The 20,927-nt window shown below is 58.6% G+C and carries 24 protein-coding genes; 19 read left to right on the top strand and 5 right to left on the bottom strand.

Going from position 1 to position 20,927, the window contains the following annotated elements:
- Nucleotides 1-30 precede the first annotated feature (30 nt).
- On the bottom strand, nt 31-993 hold the full coding sequence (gene mdh, locus ACN0Q0_RS03330; RefSeq protein WP_417241928.1) for a malate dehydrogenase: 963 nt from the start codon (nt 991-993) through the stop codon (nt 31-33).
- A 177-nt stretch (nt 994-1,170) separates the two neighbouring features.
- On the opposite strand from mdh, the gene ACN0Q0_RS03325 reads away from it, so the two are divergent.
- Complete coding sequence (locus tag ACN0Q0_RS03325) at nt 1,171-1,923, top strand: sulfite exporter TauE/SafE family protein (protein ID WP_417241927.1); 753 nt, start codon at nt 1,171-1,173, stop codon at nt 1,921-1,923.
- Nucleotides 1,924-1,932: 9 nt separating this feature from the next.
- On the opposite strand, the gene ACN0Q0_RS03320 is transcribed toward ACN0Q0_RS03325, so the two are convergent.
- Nucleotides 1,933-2,247, bottom strand: a complete 315-nt coding sequence (locus ACN0Q0_RS03320) for a hypothetical protein (RefSeq protein WP_417241926.1) — start codon at nt 2,245-2,247, stop codon at nt 1,933-1,935.
- Between the two features lie 339 nt (nt 2,248-2,586).
- Between ACN0Q0_RS03320 and ACN0Q0_RS03315 the strand changes: the two genes are divergently transcribed.
- From ACN0Q0_RS03315 to ACN0Q0_RS03255, 13 genes are all read left to right on the top strand, one after another.
- Complete coding sequence (locus ACN0Q0_RS03315; RefSeq protein WP_417241977.1) at nt 2,587-3,438, top strand: HpcH/HpaI aldolase/citrate lyase family protein; 852 nt, start codon at nt 2,587-2,589, stop codon at nt 3,436-3,438.
- A gap of 28 nt (nt 3,439-3,466) precedes the next feature.
- Nucleotides 3,467-4,021 carry an NnrU family protein gene (locus tag ACN0Q0_RS03310; RefSeq protein WP_417241925.1) on the top strand — a complete coding sequence of 185 codons (555 nt, stop codon included), beginning with the start codon at nt 3,467-3,469 and terminating at the stop codon, nt 4,019-4,021.
- A gap of 1 nt (nt 4,022) precedes the next feature.
- Entirely contained in the window at nt 4,023-4,226 is a 204-nt protein-coding gene (locus tag ACN0Q0_RS03305) for a DUF1737 domain-containing protein (protein ID WP_417241924.1), read from the top strand.
- 72 nt (nt 4,227-4,298) lie between these two features.
- A complete protein-coding gene (locus ACN0Q0_RS03300; protein WP_417241923.1) occupies nt 4,299-5,330 on the top strand; it encodes a MaoC family dehydratase in 1,032 nt (343 codons plus the stop codon).
- Between the two features lie 37 nt (nt 5,331-5,367).
- Nucleotides 5,368-5,640, top strand: a complete 273-nt coding sequence (locus ACN0Q0_RS03295) for a hypothetical protein (RefSeq protein ID WP_417241922.1) — start codon at nt 5,368-5,370, stop codon at nt 5,638-5,640.
- A gap of 188 nt (nt 5,641-5,828) precedes the next feature.
- Complete coding sequence (sdhC, locus tag ACN0Q0_RS03290; protein ID WP_417241921.1) at nt 5,829-6,218, top strand: succinate dehydrogenase, cytochrome b556 subunit; 390 nt, start codon at nt 5,829-5,831, stop codon at nt 6,216-6,218.
- 10 nt (nt 6,219-6,228) lie between these two features.
- Nucleotides 6,229-6,600 (top strand): succinate dehydrogenase, hydrophobic membrane anchor protein, encoded by a 372-nt coding sequence (locus ACN0Q0_RS03285; protein WP_417241920.1) that lies wholly within the window; start codon nt 6,229-6,231, stop codon nt 6,598-6,600.
- A 12-nt stretch (nt 6,601-6,612) separates the two neighbouring features.
- Nucleotides 6,613-8,421 carry a succinate dehydrogenase flavoprotein subunit gene (gene sdhA, locus ACN0Q0_RS03280; protein ID WP_417241919.1) on the top strand — a complete coding sequence of 603 codons (1,809 nt, stop codon included), beginning with the start codon at nt 6,613-6,615 and terminating at the stop codon, nt 8,419-8,421.
- A complete protein-coding gene (locus ACN0Q0_RS03275) occupies nt 8,421-9,053 on the top strand; it encodes a hypothetical protein (protein ID WP_417241918.1) in 633 nt (210 codons plus the stop codon). The genes sdhA and ACN0Q0_RS03275 overlap by 1 nt, the downstream gene beginning before the upstream one ends.
- 2 nt (nt 9,054-9,055) lie before the next feature.
- Complete coding sequence (locus ACN0Q0_RS03270) at nt 9,056-9,898, top strand: hypothetical protein (protein WP_417241917.1); 843 nt, start codon at nt 9,056-9,058, stop codon at nt 9,896-9,898.
- Nucleotides 9,899-9,959: 61 nt separating this feature from the next.
- Nucleotides 9,960-10,739, top strand: a complete 780-nt coding sequence (locus ACN0Q0_RS03265) for a succinate dehydrogenase iron-sulfur subunit (protein WP_417241916.1) — start codon at nt 9,960-9,962, stop codon at nt 10,737-10,739.
- 68 nt (nt 10,740-10,807) lie between these two features.
- Complete coding sequence (locus ACN0Q0_RS03260) at nt 10,808-11,005, top strand: hypothetical protein (protein ID WP_417241915.1); 198 nt, start codon at nt 10,808-10,810, stop codon at nt 11,003-11,005.
- Between the two features lie 109 nt (nt 11,006-11,114).
- On the top strand, nt 11,115-11,279 hold the full coding sequence (locus ACN0Q0_RS03255) for a hypothetical protein (RefSeq protein ID WP_417241914.1): 165 nt from the start codon (nt 11,115-11,117) through the stop codon (nt 11,277-11,279).
- Nucleotides 11,280-11,352: 73 nt separating this feature from the next.
- Here the strand turns inward: ACN0Q0_RS03255 and ACN0Q0_RS03250 are convergent, their stop codons facing one another.
- Both ACN0Q0_RS03250 and deoD read right to left on the bottom strand, forming a co-directional pair.
- Nucleotides 11,353-12,339: an aldo/keto reductase gene (locus tag ACN0Q0_RS03250; protein WP_417241913.1), complete on the bottom strand. Its 987-nt coding sequence runs from the start codon at nt 12,337-12,339 to the stop codon at nt 11,353-11,355.
- Nucleotides 12,340-12,347: 8 nt separating this feature from the next.
- The gene (gene deoD, locus ACN0Q0_RS03245) at nt 12,348-13,055 is read right to left on the bottom strand and encodes a purine-nucleoside phosphorylase (RefSeq protein ID WP_417241912.1); all 708 of its coding nucleotides are present in this window, start codon (nt 13,053-13,055) and stop codon (nt 12,348-12,350) included.
- 57 nt (nt 13,056-13,112) lie between these two features.
- Here deoD and ACN0Q0_RS03240 point away from each other — a divergent pair, with 57 nt between their 5' ends.
- Nucleotides 13,113-13,649, top strand: a complete 537-nt coding sequence (locus ACN0Q0_RS03240; protein WP_417241911.1) for a DUF4329 domain-containing protein — start codon at nt 13,113-13,115, stop codon at nt 13,647-13,649.
- A 62-nt stretch (nt 13,650-13,711) separates the two neighbouring features.
- Here the strand turns inward: ACN0Q0_RS03240 and ACN0Q0_RS03235 are convergent, their stop codons facing one another.
- Nucleotides 13,712-15,778, bottom strand: coding sequence for a methylmalonyl-CoA mutase family protein (locus ACN0Q0_RS03235; RefSeq protein WP_417241910.1), 2,067 nt, complete (start codon nt 15,776-15,778; stop codon nt 13,712-13,714).
- 346 nt (nt 15,779-16,124) lie between these two features.
- Here ACN0Q0_RS03235 and ccrA point away from each other — a divergent pair, with 346 nt between their 5' ends.
- The 4 genes from ccrA to ACN0Q0_RS03215 all read left to right on the top strand — a co-directional run bounded on the left by ccrA (nt 16,125) and on the right by ACN0Q0_RS03215 (nt 20,925).
- Nucleotides 16,125-17,399: a crotonyl-CoA carboxylase/reductase gene (gene ccrA, locus ACN0Q0_RS03230; RefSeq protein WP_417241909.1), complete on the top strand. Its 1,275-nt coding sequence runs from the start codon at nt 16,125-16,127 to the stop codon at nt 17,397-17,399.
- A gap of 443 nt (nt 17,400-17,842) precedes the next feature.
- A complete protein-coding gene (locus ACN0Q0_RS03225) occupies nt 17,843-18,556 on the top strand; it encodes a helix-turn-helix transcriptional regulator (protein WP_417241908.1) in 714 nt (237 codons plus the stop codon).
- Between the two features lie 137 nt (nt 18,557-18,693).
- A complete protein-coding gene (locus ACN0Q0_RS03220; RefSeq protein WP_417241907.1) occupies nt 18,694-19,332 on the top strand; it encodes an acyl-homoserine-lactone synthase in 639 nt (212 codons plus the stop codon).
- A 51-nt stretch (nt 19,333-19,383) separates the two neighbouring features.
- Entirely contained in the window at nt 19,384-20,925 is a 1,542-nt protein-coding gene (locus ACN0Q0_RS03215) for an ATP-dependent DNA helicase (protein ID WP_417241906.1), read from the top strand.
- The last annotated feature ends 2 nt before the right edge of the window (nt 20,926-20,927 follow it).

Here is a 20,927-nt window from a genome sequence, read left to right as displayed (position 1 = left end):
CAATTCGATCTGTTGCCAAGGGCGCCTGACTTAGGACAGGTTGCCGTCGATGGCTTTGCACGCCTCAACGAGACCTTTGACGGCCTCAACGGATTTGTCGAACATGGCCTGCTCTTCTTTGGACAGTTTGATGTCCACGACTTTTTCGATGCCGTTCGCGCCGATGATGGTCGGCACGCCAACGTAGAAACCGTCGAGACCCAGTTCGCCGTCGCAATAGGCGGCGCAGGGCAGGAGGCGGCGTTGGTCCTTGAGGAAGGCTTCGGCCATCTCGATGGCTGATGTCGCGGGCGCGTAGAAGGCGGAGCCGGTTTTCAGCAGGCCAACGATTTCGGCACCGCCATCACGGGTGCGCTGAATGATCGCGTCCAGTTTTTCCTGTGTGGTCCAACCCATCTCGACCAGATCGGGGAGCGGGATGCCGCCCACGGTGGAGTAGCGTGTGGAGGGGACCATGGTGTCGCCGTGGCCGCCCAGAACAAAGGCGGTGACGTCTTTCATGGAGACATCGAACTCAACCGAGAGGAAGTGACGGAAGCGCGCGGAATCGAGCACACCCGCCATGCCGACCACTTTGTTCGTGGGCAGGCCGGAGTACTGTTGCAGCGCCCAAACCATCGCGTCGAGCGGGTTGGTGATGCAGATCACGAAGGCGTTCGGAGCATGCTCTTTGATGCCTTCGCCGACGGATTTCATAACTTTGAGGTTGATGCCAAGCAGGTCGTCGCGCGACATGCCGGGTTTGCGCGGAACACCGGCGGTGACGATACAGACGTCTGCGCCCGCGATGTCGGCGTAATCGGTGGTGCCTTTGAGTTTGGCGTCGAAGCCTTCGGAGGGACCGGACTCTGCGATGTCGAGGGCTTTGCCTTGCGGGGTGCCTTCTGCGATGTCGAACAGGACGACGTCGCCGAGTTCTTTGATTGCTGCGAGGTGGGCGAGTGTGCCGCCGATTTGACCTGCGCCGATAAGGGCAATCTTGGGTCTGGCCATTTTCATAACTCCAGTTTGTTGGACGAAATCACGATGAAATCGGGCGCATGGGTAGCCCGTCCGCCGCATTCGCGCAAGCCCGCTGCGCTGCAGAACACATCTGTGGGGGCTAGCGTTAGCGGTAACTTGCCCTTATTCATCAAGAAAAGCCGCCCCTTGAAAAATTTGGACACCCTCATGTTATTTGATGCACATTTTTTCGCCTTTGCCATTCCGGCGGTTATTTTTGCGGGGATGTCCAAGGGGGGATTTGGGTCGGCGGCGGCCTTTGCGGCCACGCCGTTTCTGGCGTTGATTCTCACGCCGGGTCAGGCGGTGGGGCTGATGTTGCCGCTGTTGATGATCATGGATGTGACGGCCATCCGGGTGTTCTGGCGCAAATGGGACTGGCCCGTGGCGCGTCAACTGATCATTGGTGCGGTTCCCGGGATTGCGCTTGGGGGCGTGCTTTACGGGATTGCCTCGCCCGATGTGTTCCGTTTTCTGATCGGTGTCGTGGCGATCGGGTTCGTGATCTATCAGGGCGCCAAGGCCAAGGGGTGGATCCCGCAGCCAAAGGTCAGAATGGGCGCCAAGGGCGGGTTGTTCTGGGGCGCAGTGACGGGGTTCACCTCGTTCATCTCCCACGCGGGCGGGCCACCCGCCGCCGTGTATCTGCTCAGCCAGAAGATGGACAAGACCACCTATCAGGCGACGAGCGTGATCGTGTTCTGGGCGGTGAACCTGCTCAAGTTCATTCCCTATTTCATGGTCGGGATTTTTAGCGCCGACACGTTCAAAGCGGATGCGATGTTGTTCCCCTTTGCCATCTTGGGCGTGTTGGCCGGCGCCTATTTGCACCACAAGATGTCGGACAGGCTGTTCTTTGCTCTGGCCTATATTTTCCTTGTGGTTACGGGCTCCAAGCTGATTTTTGACGCCCTGACGTAACGCGCGGGCTTAGGCGTCTTCGCCTTTGGCCACGGCGGCCTCGGCCAGTGTTTCGAACGCACGTCCCGAGGCCACGAGGCAGGATTGCCCGTTGGGTTGGGTGACGAGGATCGTCCATGTGCCGGTTTCATTCGAGGCGTAGACCTCGAACACGCCACTGTTGGGGGCAAGCCCGATGGATTGGCGGCTTTCGCCGTATTTATCCTGAAGGCGGGTGATGATCTGGTCCCGGGCGGCGCAGGCCGATTGCGCGAACGCGGGGGCGGTGGTCATCACGAGGGCCGCGAGGGCGGCAGGCAGGGCGCGGTTGAAAGCGTGTGTCATATGTCGTCCTTTCTGACATCGGGGGTGTCCCGTGTTGTGTCAGCCGAACCGTTTGGGCCATTGCCCGATATGTTCCACGCTTTGCGCAGCTTTGCGTTCCTCCCGCTGGTCGGCGGTCATCCGAAAGCCTGCCCGAGGGGTGTCAAAAACAGGTTAACGCAGCGAGGCGTTGCGTGGGGTCGGCGTGGGGTCGGCGGAAAAATGTTGGCAAAACGGGGTGGTTGAGGTGGCGACGGGCGTGATTTTTCTGCATTGCGGCAAATTTGACCTTGCATAATGGTGCGCATCTGTGGCCTCTTGCGCAACAATATTGCTCACCAAAAGAATCCCGAAGGAAGAATCATGACGCAGGCCCGCCCCTATCGTTCCGCTCTTTATATCCCCGGCTCGAAAGAGCGCGCTTTGGAGAAGGCCAAGGGGCTCGCCTGTGACGCGATTTTGTTTGACCTCGAGGATGCGGTGGCGCCCGAGGAAAAGGTCAACGCCCGCGCCTTGCTCGTGGAGACGCTCAAGGCGGGCGGCTATGGCAATCGGGCAAAGATTGTCCGTGTGAACGGGTTTGACACGCCTTGGGGCCGCGATGATGTGGCGGCCTTCGCGGGTGCGGATATCGACGGCATCCTGCTGCCAAAGGTCGAGAGCGCGGCGATGGTCGAGGATCTGGCACAGGCCATTCCCGATGTGCCGCTGTGGGCCATGATGGAGACGCCGCTTGGCATGATCAACGCGGCCGGGATCGCCGCCCACCCGCGTATGGCGGGGTTTGTGATGGGCACCAATGATCTGGCGAAAGAGCTGAACACGCGTTTTCGCACCGACCGCCTGCCGATGATGGGCGGGCTGCACCTGTGCCTGATCGCCGCGCGGGCCTACGGGCTTGTGGCGCTCGACGGTGTTTATAATGCGTTCAAGGATGAGGCGGGGCTCAAAGCCGAATGCGATCAGGGCCGCGACATGGGCTTTGACGGCAAGACCCTGATCCACCCGGCGCAACTTGATATCGCCAATGCCGCCTTTGCGCCCTCCGAGGCGGAAGTGGACCTCGCACGGCGCCAGATCGCGGCCTTCGAGGAGGCCGAGGCGAAAGGCGAAGGCGTGGCGGTTGTGGATGGTAAAATCGTTGAAAACCTGCATATCGTGACGGCACGGGCAACGCTTGCCAAACACGAAGCCATTCAATCCGTCGGGTAACGGCCCGCACGAGAGCAGGGAGTATATTATGGGTCTACTTATTCTGGGGGTGCTGCTGTGGAGCGGCGCCCATTTGTTCAAACGCCTCGCACCCGATGCGCGGGCCAATATGGGCGCAAAGGGCCGCGGGCCGATTGCGATTGTCCTGATTGTATCCGTGGTTCTGATGGTGGTGGGCTATCGCTCTGCGCAGACATACGATCTGTATTCGACGCCCGATTTTTTCCGCCATATCAACAACCTGTTGATGCTTGTCGCGGTGGGCCTGTTCGGTTTGGGCAATTCCAAAAGCCGCCTGCGGGCCAAGATGCGTCACCCGATGTTGACGGGCATGTTGGTCTGGGCCGTGGCGCACCTGTTGGTGAACACGGACGTGGCGAGCCTTGTTCTGTTCGGCGGCATGTTGGTGTGGTCGCTGTGGGAGATGACCGTGATCAACAAGCAGGACCCCGGGTTCACGCCCTATCGTGGTGGCTCGAAAGCGGGCGATATCCGTTTGGTCATCATCACACTCGTGGTCTACCTCGCCATTGGTGGTCTGCATATGTGGATCGGCCCGTCGCCGTTCCCGATGGGAGGCTAGGATGCGGGCGTACCGTTTGCTGACCGAGGATGACACATCGGCGTTTTGTCACAAGGTGACGGACGCCTTGAACAAGGGGTGGGAGCTGCACGGCTCCCCCGCCTACGCCTATGACGAAAGCACGGGGCGCATGCGCTGTGCGCAGGCGGTCACAAAGGAGGCAGAGGGGGTGTATTCTCCCGACGTGAAACTGGGTCAGCTTTAGGCCCCCTGATCGGGCGGGATGCGCAGGCCCACGCGCGATCTCCGCCCGACAGCCATTGAAAAGAGTAGAGAGATGAAGACCAATTCAGGACGATTTTTCGAAGACTACGCCATCGGTCAGGTGATCGAGCACGCCGTGCCGCGCACGGTGTCGGGGGGCGAGCGGGCGCTGTATCACGCGCTTTATCCCGCCCGTCACGCGCTCGCGTCCTCTGACGTTTTTGCGGCGCAATGTGGTCTGGAAAAATCGCCGCTGGATGATCTGATCACGTTCCATGTGGTGTTCGGCAAAACCGTCCCTGATGTGTCGCTCAATGCGGTGGCCAATCTCGGCTATGCCGAAGCGCGGTGGCTGAGCCCCGTGTTTGAGGGCGACACGTTGCGCTCTGTGTCCGAGGTGATCGGTCTCAAGCAGAACTCGAACGGACAGTCGGGTGTGGTCTGGGTCCGCACCACGGGGTTCAATCAGCGCAATGAGGCGGTTCTTGAATACGTGCGTTGGGTGATGGTGCGCAAATGCGATCTCGACGCGCCCGCGCCCGAAACGGTGATCCCCGATTTGAAGCCGGTTCTGCATCCCGAGGATCTGGTGATCCCTGAGGGGCTGAACTTCACCGGCTACAATTTCACCCTCGCCGGAGAGCCGCACCGGTTCGGCGATTACGAGGTGGGCGAAAAGATCGACCATGTGGATGGTGTGACCATCGAGGAGGCCGAACACATGGTGGCCACGCGCCTGTGGCAAAACACGGCCAAGGTGCATTTCGACGCGACCAACCGCGCCGATGGCAAGCGGCTGATCTATGGGGGTCATGTGATCTCCATGGCGCGGGCGTTGTCGTTCAACGGTTTGGCCAACGCGCAGATGATCGTGGGGCTGAACGGTGGCGCACATGCCAACCCGTGCTTTGCGGGCGATACGGTGCGGGCCTATTCCGAGGTGCTCGACAAGGCAGAGACGGCGACATCGGGTGTCGGCGCGGTGCGGTTGCGCTTGGTGGCCTACAAACACGGCGCGCCCGAGTTTGCGCTCAAAACGGACACGGGCAAATATCACCCCGATGTCTTGCTTGATCTTGATTACTGGGCCTTGATGCCGCTCTGATTGCGGCTGAGGCGCGCCCCCTTAACGATATCATGCCGTGATGCGCCGTTACTGTGGTGCGCTGTTTCGGGCCTTTGCGGTCTGTTGCCTGCGTGAAACGGACGAATTTGCGCGGGCGGTGCGCCGCATCGCGCACGGGGCCGTGGGGATCGGGCGCAACCTGTCGCTGTTGCCGTTTCGGGGGTGGTTTCGACGCGGTGCGACCCGCATCCTGCGGCGTGAAACCGGCGGGCGGTTGACGGCGGCAGGGGCGGCGCGCGGGTGCGGGCGCGCTCTAATCCTGACGGTTTCACACAGGTTTTCCGTATGATTTCAAACGCAAGGCTGCGGCTGTAAATTTGTGATCACAGCAGATTATTTGTGATCACACTTTATATTTTTCGCGGTCTGCGGGCCATTTTTCGCCCGATGTTAGCGCACTCAGGTGGTGACTTGGGCTGAAAAACGCGCAATAGATGGTGCAACCTATGACCGCATCAATCGTGAAAGGACAGTGCCATGGCTGATGCTAAAGGCGACAATCGCCCGCTATCGCCCTTTATGTTCGGACAGTACTATCGACTTCAAATGACCGCGCTCTCGTCGATCATGGTCAGGATTACGGGCAACGCCCTTATCCTTGCCACGGTGTTGATCGTGTGGTGGCTTCTGGCCGCCGCGACCTCCTCGTCCTACTTTGAGGTCGTGGACGGGTTGATCACCTGCTGGCTCGGCGATCTGATCATGTTCTTCTCGGCCTGGGCGCTCTGGTATCACCTGCTTGGCGGTCTGCGTCACCTGATCTGGGACTTCGGCTACTGCCTTGAAGTCGCGATCTCCGAGAAAATGGGATATGGCATGTTTATCGGCGCCACCGTCCTCACCATCTTCACCGCAATCGTGGTTTAAGGAGGCTCCAATGTCGTTTCTCACCGACCGTAAAAAAGCACAGGGCCTTGGTGCCGCCGGACATGGCGCGGACCACCACTGGTTCATGATCGTCTCCTCCATCGGCCTGCTGATCCTTGTGCCGCTGTTCATCTTCACCGTCGGGTCCGCCATCGGTGGAAGCTACGACGATGTGGTCGCGTATTATGCGCGCCCCTTCCCCTCAATCGTTGCGGGTCTGACCCTTGTTGTGGGTCTGGTGCATTTCATGCGCGGCGCACAGGTGTTGGTCGAGGACTACGTGGGCGGGCTGAAACGCAAGCTCACCATCATCGCGGTGAACATGTTCTCTTATGCGCTGATGGCCACCGGCCTGTTCGCGCTCGTCAAACTCGCGCTGTAAGGAATAAAATCAATGGCAGCTGCATACGAATACGAAACACATGAATATGATGTCGTCGTGGTTGGCGCGGGCGGCTCCGGCCTTCGTGCCACATTGGGCATGGCCGAACAGGGGTTGCGCACCGCGTGTGTGACCAAAGTGTTCCCGACCCGCTCCCACACCGTGGCCGCACAGGGCGGTATCGCCGCCTCGCTCGGCAACATGGGGCCGGATAGTTGGCAATGGCACATGTACGACACCGTCAAGGGCTCCGACTGGCTCGGGGATACCGATGCGATGGAATACCTCGCCCGCGAAGCGCCCAAGGCCGTGTACGAGCTTGAACATTACGGTGTGCCGTTTTCGCGCACCGAAGAGGGCAAGATCTACCAACGTCCCTTTGGCGGTCACACCACCGAATTCGGCGAAGGCCCCCCCGTACAGCGCACCTGTGCCGCCGCCGACCGCACCGGTCACGCGATCCTGCACACGCTTTACGGTCAGTCGCTCAAAAACAACGCCGAGTTCTACGTCGAATATTTCGCCATCGACCTGATCATGTCCGATGACGGCGTGTGTCAGGGCGTTGTGTGTTGGAAACTCGACGACGGCACGATGCACGTGTTCAAGGCAAAGATGGTCGTTCTGGCCACGGGCGGCTATGGCCGTGCGTTCTTCTCCGCCACGTCTGCGCACACCTGTACGGGTGATGGCGGCGGCATGGTGGCGCGTGCGGGTCTGGCGCTTCAGGATATGGAGTTTGTCCAGTTCCACCCGACGGGAATCTACGGCTCCGGCTGTCTGATCACCGAGGGCGCACGTGGCGAGGGGGGGTATCTGACCAACTCCGAAGGCGAGCGGTTCATGGAGCGCTATGCGCCGACCTACAAAGATCTCGCACCGCGTGACTATGTGTCCCGCTCGATGACGATGGAAATCCGCGAGGGCCGCGGTGTGGGCGCCGAGGGCGATCACATCCACCTCAACCTGAGCCACCTTCCCGCCGAAGCACTGGCCGAGCGCCTCCCCGGCATCTCCGAGTCCGCGAAGATTTTCGCCGGCGTGGACGTGACCAAAGAGCCGATCCCTGTGCTGCCGACCGTGCACTATAACATGGGCGGTATTCCAACCAACTATCACGGCGAAGTTCTGAACCCGACCGACAAGGATCCGCTTGCCGTTGTGCCGGGTCTGATGGCTGTGGGCGAAGCGGGCTGTGCCTCTGTGCATGGGGCCAACCGTTTGGGGTCCAACTCGCTGATCGACCTTGTGGTCTTTGGCCGTGCCGCCGCGATCCGCGCGGGCCAGATCGTTAAGGCCGATGCGCCGAACGCCGAACCGAACCAGGCGTCTCTGGATGCCGCGTTCGCCCGCTTCGACGGGTTGCGTCATGCCAATGGCGGGGTGCCAACGGCCGAGCTGCGTCTCGAGATGCAAAAAACCATGCAGTCCGACGCGGCCGTGTTCCGCACGGATAAGTCGCTCAAAGAGGGCGTCGAGAAAATGACCGCCGTGGCCGCCAAGATGGGCGACCTCAAGGTCACCGACCGCTCGCTCGTGTGGAACTCCGACCTGATGGAGACGCTTGAGCTTGCCAACCTGATGCCCAACGCCTTGGCCACGATCCACGGTGCGGAGGCCCGCAAGGAATCCCGCGGTGCGCACGCGCATGAGGATTACCCTGATCGCGACGACAAAAAGTGGCGCGTCCACACCGTGTCGCGCGTTGACGGGACCACGGTCAAACTGTCCTATCGTGACGTAATCAAAAAGGGCCTGACCACCGAGAAAGAGGGCGGTATCAGCACCAAAACCATCGCGCCCAAAGCGAGGACGTTCTGATGCTGCGAGTGGCCGCGTTGGTCGGACTGACGGGCGTTTTCCTGTCGGGTTGTACCGTTGGCTCCCTTGTTCCGCTGCCGACAACGGCACAGGCGTGCAAGGCCGAGTTCGACGCGTCAATGGTCCGCGCGCGGTCATCGCAAACCTATTCCCAACCCAGTGGCGCGTCCTTTATCGGCGCGTCGATTGGTCGGGGCCTTGGCAAGGGCATAATCGAGAGCCGCTATCAGGCCTGTCTCGCACAGGTCGGCAATGGTGGCATCGCGTCCCAAAGCTATTCGGCCACGCAGGGCTCCTCCCGTGTGGTTGCGTCCCAAACACCGGGCAGTGAAAAAGCGATGCAGGCCTGTGTCGAGGCGGCGGGGATCGTGAACAGCTACGAGATGCTGCCGCCTGCGGCGGCGGGGGCGGGTTATTCGGTTCTGGCCGGACAAAATGTGAGCCAGAGCCAAGCGGCTGCGATCAATAGCTGTATCGCCAAGGGCGCTCCGGTGAAACGTGTCGACGCTGTTTATCAGGACCGCGAAGATTACGCCCCCGAATTGTCGAGCGATTATAGCGGCGATTTCTCTTATGACTGTGGCTCCTCCGTCTTTGTTGGCGGATCGGGCTATTGCATTAAGGGGAATTGAGCATGGCGCGGGCAAAACAGAAACGGGCCCTGGCCTCGCTCTGGATGGGGCCTGCGCTGAGCTATCTTGAGGTTGTGTGCCTGAAATCCATGTTGGCGCAGGGGCATCGCGTGGTGCTGTATTCGTATCAGGATGTGGCCAATGTCCCCGAGGGCGTCGAGCAATGTGACGCGCGCGACATCTTTGATCCGGGGTGCATTTACGTCCACGAGCGCACCAATACGCCGGCCATTCACGCCGATTTTTTCCGCTTGGAAATGCTGCGCAAGACGGATCACATTTGGGTCGATACCGACGTGTATCTGGTCAAGCCGATCCCGCTGCATCTGCCCTATATTTTCGCGTGGGAAAAGAACGGCAGCATCGGCAATTCGGTGTTGGCCCTGCCCAAAGCGTCCAGGGCGCTTGATGTATTGAGCACCGTGATCGACGAGGCGATGGCCACGGTCGAACGGATCGAGATGCCGGATGTCCCTCATGCGTTCGGCACGGGCTACGGCGCGGTGGCGCTTAAAATGTTTATCGCGACGATGGGACCGGTGGCCCTGACGGCGGCGCTCAACGAGACGATGGAAATCCATTATGCGCTGCCCAAGGCTACGTTTTATCCCATCGACATCGGCAAGGTGCAGCTCTTTGTGAAACGCCCCGCTGTTGTCAAAGAAAAGATCACCGCCGATGTGATCGGGGTGCATATGTGGTCATGGCGGTTGGACAATGCGCTTGCCCGCCGCGACGAGGCGCACATCGAGAAAAGCTATATTGGTCACATCTGCCGTGCGCATGGTGTGGACCGCACCGAGACACCGCTGACGCTCGCCGCAGATACGATGGCGGCACAGTAATATGAACACCAAACACAAACCTTCCGTCCGCACAGTGCGGCGCTAAAAAAGGGATAAGGCAATGGTACAATTAACCCTTCCCAAAAACTCGAAAATCGTGACGGGTAAAACGTGGCCGAAGCCCGAGGGCGCGACCAACGTTCGCAAGTTCCAGATTTACCGCTACAATCCGGATGAGGAAAAGAACCCCTCGGTCGACACCTATTTCCTCGACATGGACAAATGTGGTCCGATGGTTCTCGATGCGCTTATCAAGATCAAGAACGAGATCGATCCGACGCTGACCTTTCGCCGGTCGTGCCGCGAGGGCATTTGTGGCTCTTGTGCGATGAACATCGACGGGATCAACACGCTTGCCTGTATCTACGGTCTGGACGAGATCAAAGCGGATGTGAAAATCTACCCGCTGCCGCATATGTCGGTGGTCAAGGATTTGATCCCTGATCTCACCCATTTCTATGCGCAGCACGCGTCGATCATGCCGTGGCTTGAAACAAAGACCAACCGCCCCGCGAAAGAGTGGCGCCAGTCGATCGAGGATCGCAAGAAACTCGACGGTCTCTATGAGTGTGTGATGTGTGCGTCATGTACCACGTCATGCCCGTCCTATTGGTGGAATGGTGATAAGTACCTCGGACCTGCCGCGTTGCTGCATGCCTACCGTTGGATCATCGACAGCCGCGATGAGGCCACGGGGGAGCGCCTTAACGAGCTTGAGGATCCGTTCAAGCTGTATCGTTGTCACACGATTATGAACTGTGCGAAAACCTGTCCAAAGGGTCTCAACCCGGCCAAGGCCATCGCGGAGATCAAGAAACTGATGTTGACGCGCGTTCACTAAACGCTGCGATATGTGCGATGTGAAAAGACCCCGCTGACGGCGGGGTCTTTTTCGTTTAGGGCTGCGTCATGGTTATTCTTGCACTTCTTTTTATTGGTGTTTTGTACACCGCCATGTGGTTTGCCCGCACGGAGCGCTCGAAAGAGTGCCGGTGGCGCCAAGAGCGCAAGGACGAGGCGGGCGTGGCGTGGCGCTGTGCCGTGTGTGGCGCACGGGCGCAGACGGTAAAAGACGAGCCAACGTTCTGTGGGGCCAAGCGCGATTAGACCCGGGTGCCATACCGCGAGCGCATGGCGACTATGCGCAAAGGCAGGATTGTGCAGGTGCAGCATCGGCGTAGATTGCACCCCACGGGGGAGCAGATGATCGGAGTAAATGATGACTGTGCAATCGACCGAAGATTTTTCCACTGCAACGCCTGTTCTGGCATGGCACGAATATTATGCACCTGACCGCAAATCCGTCCCGCAAGAGGCCGTGATTGACGCCCCCGCCGCCTCGGCAGAACTTGTTCAGATGTACGAATACTACGCGGCCTGAAGACGGCCTGACGCAGATATGAAAGCCCCGCCATGATGGTGGGGCTTCGTGCGTTTCAGGCCTGCTGCGGGTGTCAGGCGTAGTGTTCAACGCCCTGACGTTGATCCATGGAATAGCGATCTCCATAGGCCCACCCTGCGGGTAAGACCGTCTCGATTTCGGCAATGTCCGCGGGCGATAGCGACAGGGTTGCGGCATGTCGCCAGTCGCGCACATGTGCGCCTGTCCGCGAACCGGGGATCGGGATCAGGTGGTCGCCCCGGTTGAGAACCCACGCAAGCGCGAGTGCGGATGTTGGCAGCCCCTTGGATGCGGCCAGTGCGCGAAACGCCCGCACGCGCTCCATATTATCGGACCAGTTCGGCGGATTGAAACGCGGGTTGGCTTTGCGAAAGTCGTGGTTTTCAAAGGCAGGTGGATCAAGGTCCACATCGGATAAAACGCCCCGCGCCAACGGCGAAAACGGCACAAAGGCAATGCCAAGTGCAGCGCAGGTGCCAAGAACCCCGAGTTCGGGTTGGCGGGTCCAGAGCGAATACTCGTTTTGCACCGCCATGACGGGTGTCACGGCGTGGGCGCGTCTAATCGTGGTGGGCGATACCTCTGACAGGCCCCACCCGCCGATGAGGCCCTCGTCGATGAGTTTGCCCATGGTTTCGGCCACCACCTCGATCTCCGTGTCGGGATCGCGGCGGTGAATGTAATAGAGCTCCACGTGGTCACGGTTGAGACGGTTCAGAGAGGCGTCGAGTTCGCCGCGGATGTAGCTTTCGGAATTGTCAAAACGGCGGGGTGGTCCGGGGATGATCCCCGCCTTGGTGGCCAGAAATACGTCCTTGGAGGCTTGCGGATTGTCGGCAAAAAACTGTCCGATCAGGTTTTCGGAACGCCCCATGCCGTAGATGTTGGAGGTGTCCCAAAAATTAATGCCGACCTCTATCACATCGGCCATGGTTTGCAGGGATACGGCGTCATCTGCGGCGCCGAAAAAGCCCGCAAATGACATGGCGCCAAACCCGATGGCGGACACATTATGTGTGCCAATTTTGCGTTTGGGCATTCCCCGCATTAAAACGCGGCCTCCAGAGCGATTTCGACCATATCGCCAAAGCTCTTTTCGCGCTGGTCGGAGGGAAGGGATTCGTGCGTCAGCAGGTGGTCGGACACGGTCATCACACCCAAGGCACGCACGCCGTGTCGGGCGGCGACGGTGTAAAGCTCGGCGGCTTCCATCTCGACCCCCAGAATGCCGTGGCGGATCATGGCCTCGTCAAGGTCGGGGCGCTCGGCATAGAACACGTCGGACGAGTAGATGTTGCCAACATGGACGCCGACATCACGCCCGCGCGCGGAGGCAACGGCCTTTTCCAAAAGTCCGTAGTCTGCGCAGGGCGCGTAGTTGATTTCCTTGAGGAAGCCCACGGAGGGGGTTGAACCCATGGTTGTGGCGGTCATGGCGATGATGACGTCACGCACCTTGATATAGTCCTGCATCGCGCCACAAGAGCCAATGCGGATCAGGGTCTTGGCCCCGTATTCGGTGATCAGCTCGTTGGCGTAGATGGAGATTGAGGGCATGCCCATGCCCGAGCCGTGGATCGTGATGGGGTTGCCTTTGTAGGTTCCGGTAAAGCCGAACATGCCACGCACTTCGTTGATCAGGCGCGGATTGTCGAGAAAGGTTTCGGCGGCCCATTTGGCGCGGTAGGGATCACCCGGCATCAGGACGGTTTCGGCAATGTCGCCTTTGGCGGCGGAAATGTGTGGCGTCGGCATTTAGGTGGCTCCTGCGGTTGGACGTGTTAGGTATGAGTAAGCCAGAGGGAGCGCGAAATGTATAGATTGACGTTGGTGTTATCGGGGTTTGTGATGTTGCCGATACAGGGGGTGGCACAAGACAGGGATGAAGTTGCCTTTGTCAAAGCACTCTTTGCGCAGCTACAGCCGGTCTCGATCGACAAAAACCGCGAATACTGTGGCTATATCGGCTTTGACGGGGGTGGCGTGCTTGCCGCCTCCAAGCCCGGAAAGGGCCGCGCGGGCAGTTGTGTGCCGAATGATCCCGTCGAGTTGGACACGGTTCTTGCGTCCTATCACACCCACGGGGCCTATTCGCCCGACTATTATAACGAGGTGCCTTCGGGGGAGGATATGGAGGGCGACGAGGCCGAGGGGATCGACGGCTGGGTCGCCACCCCCGGTGGGCGGCTTTGGTATATCGATACTCAGGACATGGTGGCCGCACAGGTTTGCGGGCTTGGCTGTGTCGCTTCGGATCCCGATTTCGTGGCCGGCGATATGGGACCAATCGAAGTCAGTTATAGCTATGATGAATTGGTCCGATCCCTTGATGCCCTCGACGCACAGTAACGACCTGAAAAAGGGCGCCACGTGTGGGCGCCCTTCGTTCGGGTGGAGCGGCGTTTGCGGGGTTACGGGGCGGGGGTTTGCGCCGGCTCGATGAGGGCCACAATGTCGAACATGATGCGGTTCAACTCGAAATCCTTGGGCGTATAGACCCGTGCGACGCCCATATCGCGCAGCGATTTTGCGTCCTCCTCGGGGATGATGCCGCCAACGACAACGGGCGTTTGGCCCAGTCCCGCATCACGCATCCGGTCCATCAGTTCCGCGATAAGTGGCAAATGCGACCCCGACAGGATCGACAGGCCGACCACATCCGCACCGTCGCGTTTGGCCGCGTCGACGATTTCGGTCGGGGTGAGGCGAATGCCCTCGTATTCGATATCCATGCCGACATCACGGGCGCGGGCGGCAATTTGTTCCGCTCCGTTGGAGTGACCGTCGAGACCGGGTTTCCCGACGAGGAACTTTGGCTTGCGCCCCAACAGGGCGGCAACGCGGGCGACTTCGGCGCGGATGTCGTCAAGGCCTTCGGTGCGGTTGGACGGGTTGGCCGAGACGCCCGTGGGACCGCGATACTGACCAAAGACCGAGCGGACAACATCGCCCCATTCGCCCGTGGTTGCCCCTGCTTTGGCGGCGTCGATGGACGCGGGCATGACGTTTGTGTTTGATTTGCACGCGGCGCGCAGGTTGGCGAGGGCGGTTTGAACGGCCGCCTCATCGCGTTGGGCGCGCCATGCCTCAAGGCGTCCGATTTGGTCGGCCTCGGCGGCGGGGTCGGATTTCATAATAGAGCCGTCTCCCGCAGTGAGGGGGGAGGGCTCGCCCACGGTCCAACGGTTGACGCCGACCACAACGGTTTCGCCACCTTCGATCTTGGTAATGCGTTCCGCGTTGGCCTCGACCAGTCGCGATTTCATGTATTCGATGGCCTCAATCGCGCCGCCCATCCCGTCGAGGGTGGCAAGCTCGGCGCGCGCGCCCTCTTTGAGGGCAGCCACTTTGCGGTCCACGGCGGGGTTTTGGTCGAACAGGTCGTCGTATTCGAGCAGGTCGGTTTCATAGGCGAGGATTTGCTGCATCCGCAGTGACCATTGTTGGTCGAACGGGCGCGGCAGGCCAAGTGCCTCGTTCCATGCGGGCAATTGCACGGCACGGGCGCGGGCGTTTTTCGAGAGCGTCACCGCGAGCATTTCGATCAGGATGCGGTAGACGTTGTTTTCGGGCTGCTGTTCGGTCAGGCCAAGCGAGTTGACCTGAACCCCGTAGCGGAAGCGGCGGAATTTGGCCTCTTCGACGCCGTAGCGCGCGCGGGTGATTTCATCCCACAACTCGACAAAGGCGCGCATTTTGCACATCTCGGTCACAAACCGGATGCCCGCATTCACAAAGAACGAGATACGGCCCACCATGGCGGGAAAGGCCGCGGTCGGTACTTTTTCTTTGAGATCGTCAAGCACGGCAATGGCGGTGGCCAATGCGAATGCCAGTTCTTGCTCGGGTGTCGCTCCGGCCTCTTGCAGGTGGTAGGAACACACGTTCATCGGGTTCCATTTCGGCAGGTGTTCGCGGGTGTAGGCGGCGACATCGGTGATCATGCGCAGGGACGGTTTGGGCGGGCAGACATAGGTGCCGCGTGACAGGTATTCCTTGATAATGTCGTTTTGCACCGTGCCTTGTAGCTTGGTGATGTCCGCGCCCTGTTCCTCGGCGGCGGCGATATAGAGGGCGAGCAGCCACGGTGCTGTCGCGTTGATCGTCATCGAGGTGTTCATTTTCTCAAGCGGGATATTGTCGAACAGCATCCGCATGTCGCCCAAATGGGAGACAGGCACGCCAACCTTGCCAACCTCGCCTTTGGCCAGTTCGTGGTCGCTATCGTAGCCGGTTTGAGTGGGGAGGTCGAAGGCCACCGAGAGGCCGGTTTGGCCCTTGGCGAGGTTGCCACGGTACAATTCATTTGAGGCTTTGGCGGTGGAATGTCCTGCGTAGGTGCGAAAGAGCCACGGACGATCGACTTGGCGATCGGACAAAGATGCCTGACGATCGACTTGGCGATCGGACTGCGGGGGCTGAGGCTGTGTTGCGTTCGGAGTGCTGTCGCGTTCGGGGGCGTTTTTAGCATCTGTCATGGCAGTCCTCGGCTTACTGTCGGGCAATAATGTTTCTCAAAAACAATTATGGGTGGAATATTGTACTGTTGTCAATTCGCCGCAGCGCGGCAGGGCCAGTTTTCTCAAGGCACGTAGGGTAATTACGTCACCTAGGCGGCCTGAATCGCCAATAATAATTGGCTTTGGTCGTGCTTTTCTGCATTTGCTCGGTTATAAAATTACAAAATATAGCAAACTAGAGTTGCAAAGTTACCTTGTCGTCCGTACTTCTATCTTTAGAGAGCCCGCGATTCTGCATTGCGGCGCAGGACGGGGCGCCCCACCGCACGGGGCGCCCCCCGACATTCAGCAAGGAGGGCATCCCATGGCGCTCGATACCAATCAGCCAGCTTATGACGCAGAACAAAAAGATCTCTACGAAATCGGTGAAATCCCGCCGATGGGCCATGTGCCGGATAAAATGTATGCGTGGGCGATCCGCCGCGAACGTCATGGCGAGCCTGACAAGTCGTTTGTTCAGGAAGTCGTAGGCACCCCCAAACTTGACAGCCACGAAGTGCTCGTTCTCGTGATGGCTGCGGGTGTTAACTATAATGGCGTCTGGGCGGGCCTTGGCGTTCCGATTTCGCCGTTCGATGGTCACGGTGCCGATTACCACATCGCGGGGTCTGATGCCTCGGGCATCGTGTGGGCCGTGGGCGACAGGGTCAAAAACTGGAAAGTGGGCGACGAGGTTGTCATCCACTGTAATCAGGATGACGGTGATGACGAGGAGTGCAACGGCGGCGATCCGATGTATTCCCCCTCACAACGTATTTGGGGCTACGAGACGCCTGACGGATCATTTGCGCAATTCACCCGCGTGCAAGCGCAGCAACTTTTGCCGCGCCCGCAGCACCTGACATGGGAGGAGAGTGCGTGTTACACGCTCACCCTCGCCACGGCCTACCGTATGCTGTTCGGTCACCATCCGCATGAGTTGAAGCCCGGCCAAAACGTTCTGGTTTGGGGGGCGTCGGGGGGGCTTGGCTCGTTTGCGATCCAACTGGCCGTCGCCGCAGGGGCCAATGCGATTGGCGTGATTTCCGGTGAGGACAAGCGTGATTTCGTGATGGGCCTCGGGGCAAAGGGCGTTATCAACCGCAAAGAGTTCGACTGTTGGGGGCAATTGCCGACGGTCAACACGCCTGAATACGCTGCATGGTTCAAAGAGGCGCGCAAATTTGGCGCAGCCATTTGGGAGATCACGGGCAAAGGCAACAATGTCGACATCGTATTTGAACATCCGGGTGAGGCCACGTTCCCTGTGTCGACGCTCGTGTGTAAAAAGGGGGGCATGGTCGTGATCTGTGCGGGAACGTCCGGATTTAACTGTACCTTTGACGTGCGATATATGTGGATGCACCAAAAGCGCCTTCAGGGGTCGCACTTTGCGCATCTCAAACAGGCGGCCTCTGCCAACCGTTTGATGATTGAAAAGCGGATTGATCCGTGCATGTCCGAGGTCTTCCCATGGGCGGAGATCCCCGCGGCGCACATCAAGATGCTGCGCAACGCGCACAAGCCCGGCAATATGGCTGTGTTGGTTCAGTCCCCAAAACCGGGTCTGAGAACGCTCTCGGATGTTCTCGGCGCCTAAGGCGCCACGCGACCGGAATTTAAAACTTATGTGCCGCTCCCGTTGTTCGGGGGCGGTATTTTTGATTCGCTTTCGACATAAATAGGTACACGCTAAGGTTGAATAAAATTTTATTAAAAATTACGAATAAGTATGTTAAAACGCTGCCAATTAGTATTAACAGGGACTTGAAAAATATCTCCTCGCTATTTCTGGGGAGTGTGAACTTGTGAATACCGTCAAGTTGCCTTCGTGTTGTACACTTAAGATCCTGCCACTTTGTCGAGGCGAGAGACTTTACATGCAAGATGAATGGATACTTGATGTTCTAGCAGATCTGCGATCTTTCGCGGAGCAAAAGGGTATGGACGCAACCGCGGACATTCTCACAGACGCATGCCTTTTGGCCGCAGCGGACCTGAAACGGGATCATGCGCGCCGGCAGCAGGAACTGATGGATCTACATGACCACGGAGTTGGAAACATTTCTGGAATCTATCCAGGACGTTGTCTCGTTTGAAGAGTTCCAGAGTGCGTCCGAACAGTTACGCGACATTTTGGCGGTTAAGCACGTTGTCTATCACTGGGTGAGCAGTACGGGCGAACAATTTGGCGTGGGGACCTATTCGTCTGATTGGGTAGACCGCTATCTTGAGCGCCAGTATTTGAGAATAGACCCCGTTATATTTGGGTGCTTTCAAAGGTTTACCCCAGTAAACTGGAAGCAGTTGGATTGGTCGTCCCGCGCCGCGCGGGCCTTTTTCATCGATGCATTGGCATATGGTGTAGGAACTCAAGGGTTCACGGTTCCCGTTCGTGGTCCTAATGGGCAATTTGCATTGTTTACTTTGAATGACGACACTAGCGACGCTAAGTGGGAGAGCTTTGTCGCACACAAAGAGCGGAACTTGGTGATCCTTGCCCATGAGTTTAATAAAAAGGCACTGGCATTCGAAAAGGACGCTATTGGAGTTTTTGCACAGCCTTTATCGCCAAGGGAGGTTACTGCAATGACCTACTTGGCTAATGGGTTGAGTCGTGCACAAGCCGCACAGAAAATGGAAATCTCTGAACATACTCTTCGTGTTTATATCGAGGCTGCTCGACATAAATTAGGAGCGCTTAATACAACGCATGCTGTTGCACGCGCGCTTTCATCGGGCGCTATTGTGATTTGACGTAACAAAGAGCTGTGTCTGAGCGTGCAACACTTGCGCGACTCAACCTAAAAGAGAACTCTGCGACTCCACGAGTTGCGGGCCTCCCGTTCATGGGTGTCTGTGATTCCTAATTCTTCCAGACAGGAGTCCTAATTATGCTACACTATATTTATGCCGACGAGCTTCATATGTACCCAACGCTGCGCGACACAATGTTTTGCGACCGTGCGGACCAATTCAAGCGTCGTCTTGAGTGGGATGTAAGCGTGAATGAGAATGGTGAAGAGCGGGATGAGTACGACAAACTTAACCCTCTCTACGTGATTTGGAAAAATGCCAATGGCACGCACGGTGGTTCTATGCGGTTGTTACCGACCACTGGGAACACAATGGTGAATGATCACTTCCTTGATTTAATCGACGGTGTACGCATTGAAAGTCCTTTCATTTGGGAGTGCACGCGGTTTTGCCTTGGGGCGAATGCAGATAGCCGTGTTGCAGCCGCGTTGATGCTTGCAGGGGGAGAGGTGATGCGTCAGTTTAATGTTAAACATTATGTTGGCGTGTTCGATGCGAGAATGGTTCGCATCTATCGTGCAATTGGCTCTTCGCCAGAAGTCCTTGGATCCCAAGGTGAAGGTCGCGACATGATTAGCGTCGGACTTTGGGAGTTCACAGAGGAAGCGCGGGCAAAAATTGGTGCACGCGCCAAGATTTCTCCTGATCTGTCCGAGTTCTGGTTCAATCAATCCTTTGGCCGACTCTCGGATGAGAAATTGCGGGCCATTGCCTAAGATCTATCTATCTGACTGGCACCTGATGCGGCGGCCCTGTAGGGTCGTCGCATGTCTCAAAGCCCTGTCATATATTCCGACGATCAAGCCGAAGCATTTGATGCGGTCAGCGCGTTGCTAAAAGCGGCGGGCGTTGATTTGGATGATGGTCTGACCACGCCGCGTGTCGATGAACGTAGCTCCGTGCGGGCGGTTATCGGTAAGGCGGGTTCGGGAAAAACGCTATTGCTCGCGCAACTTTACAAGGCTGTTGAGGATGCGGGTGTTGATGTGGTGTCCGGCGATTGGGAAGGGCGCAAACGCAAGGACCGGCGCACCTTGGCCATTCTTGCGCCCACGAACAAAGCGGCATCGGTGTTGCGCAATCGTGGTGTCCCCGCAACGACGATCCACCGTATTTTGTACACGCCGGTCTATGATCCCGAATACGAAAAGCTCGCGGAATGGCTCGCGGGGCAGGGGGATCGCCCTGTGGATGTCGAGGGATTAAGCGAAGAGGCGCTTGATCGTGCCTATGCGTTTTACCAGAACAACAAGTCCATTCCGGGGGCCTTGGCCGCGGCAGGTTTGCGCGGATCCGATTTCATCACGGGATGGAAGCGGCGCGAAGATCCGCTTGATATCGGGTTTGTTGATGAATCCTCGATGTTGGACAAAAAGCAGTTCGAGGATCTTCAGGAGATTTTCCCCACCCTCGTGTTGTTTGGCGACCCCGCACAGCTTGCCCCCGTCAACCAAGCGGGCGAGATGGTGTTCGAGCGGTTGCCAGAGGGCAAAATCAATACCTTGTCGCGCATCCACCGTCAGGAAAGCGACAGTCCCATTCTTGACCTCGCCCATGCGTTGGCCGACCCGGGTCTGAGCTATGATCGGTTTGACCGGATGATCGAGGAGGCCGCCAAACGCGACGACCGTGTGGTCTATGCGCAGCGGGTCGAAAGTGATCTGATGGCGCGCTCGCCCACGTTGGTGTGGCGCAATGCCACCCGCATCCGGTTGATCCAGGCCTTTCGCGGGGCGTTCGATGCGCCCGCTGATGCGCTCTTGCCCGGTGAGCCATTGATTTGTGACGGCATTGAATTGCCCGCCAAGCACCGCAAGAAGCGTCTCGACCTTGAGGCGCGGGGCCTGATCAAAGGGGCGCAGGTGGTCTATCTGGGCCCCGGGCGAAAACCCGGATTTTCGAAATTGCATGTGATGGGCGCGGAGGATCCTAATATCTCGGCGGCCTCAATTGTGAAAATCGAGTTTCCGGATGAGGAAGAGCCGTTTATTCCCTTTGCGGCCCGCATGGGGGCCACGTTCCTGCATGGTGCGGCGGTCACAATCCATAAGGCGCAAGGGTCGCAGTGGGAGAATGTTCAGGTGTTCGCCCCCGATCTCTATGCCGCGGCACGCGCGGGGCGGATGGAGGCGGGCATTCCCTTGTGGAAACGTCTGGCCTATGTGGCGATCACGCGGGCGGAAAAGCGGCTGTTCTGGGTGACGCGGGCGCGGTTGGCCAAGCCCTCCGATCCGTTGGACGTCGCTGACCTGACACAGCAACAGGCGGCTGGCTTCAGCTTGGAAATGCAAGACGATAACGGGCTGTGAGG

The sequence above is a fragment of the Celeribacter sp. genome (assembly GCF_048259695.1).
Taxonomy (GTDB): Bacteria; Pseudomonadota; Alphaproteobacteria; order Rhodobacterales; family Rhodobacteraceae; genus Celeribacter.
Note: the sequence above shows the minus strand (reverse complement) of the source record. Positions and strands in the feature narration are given on the sequence as shown.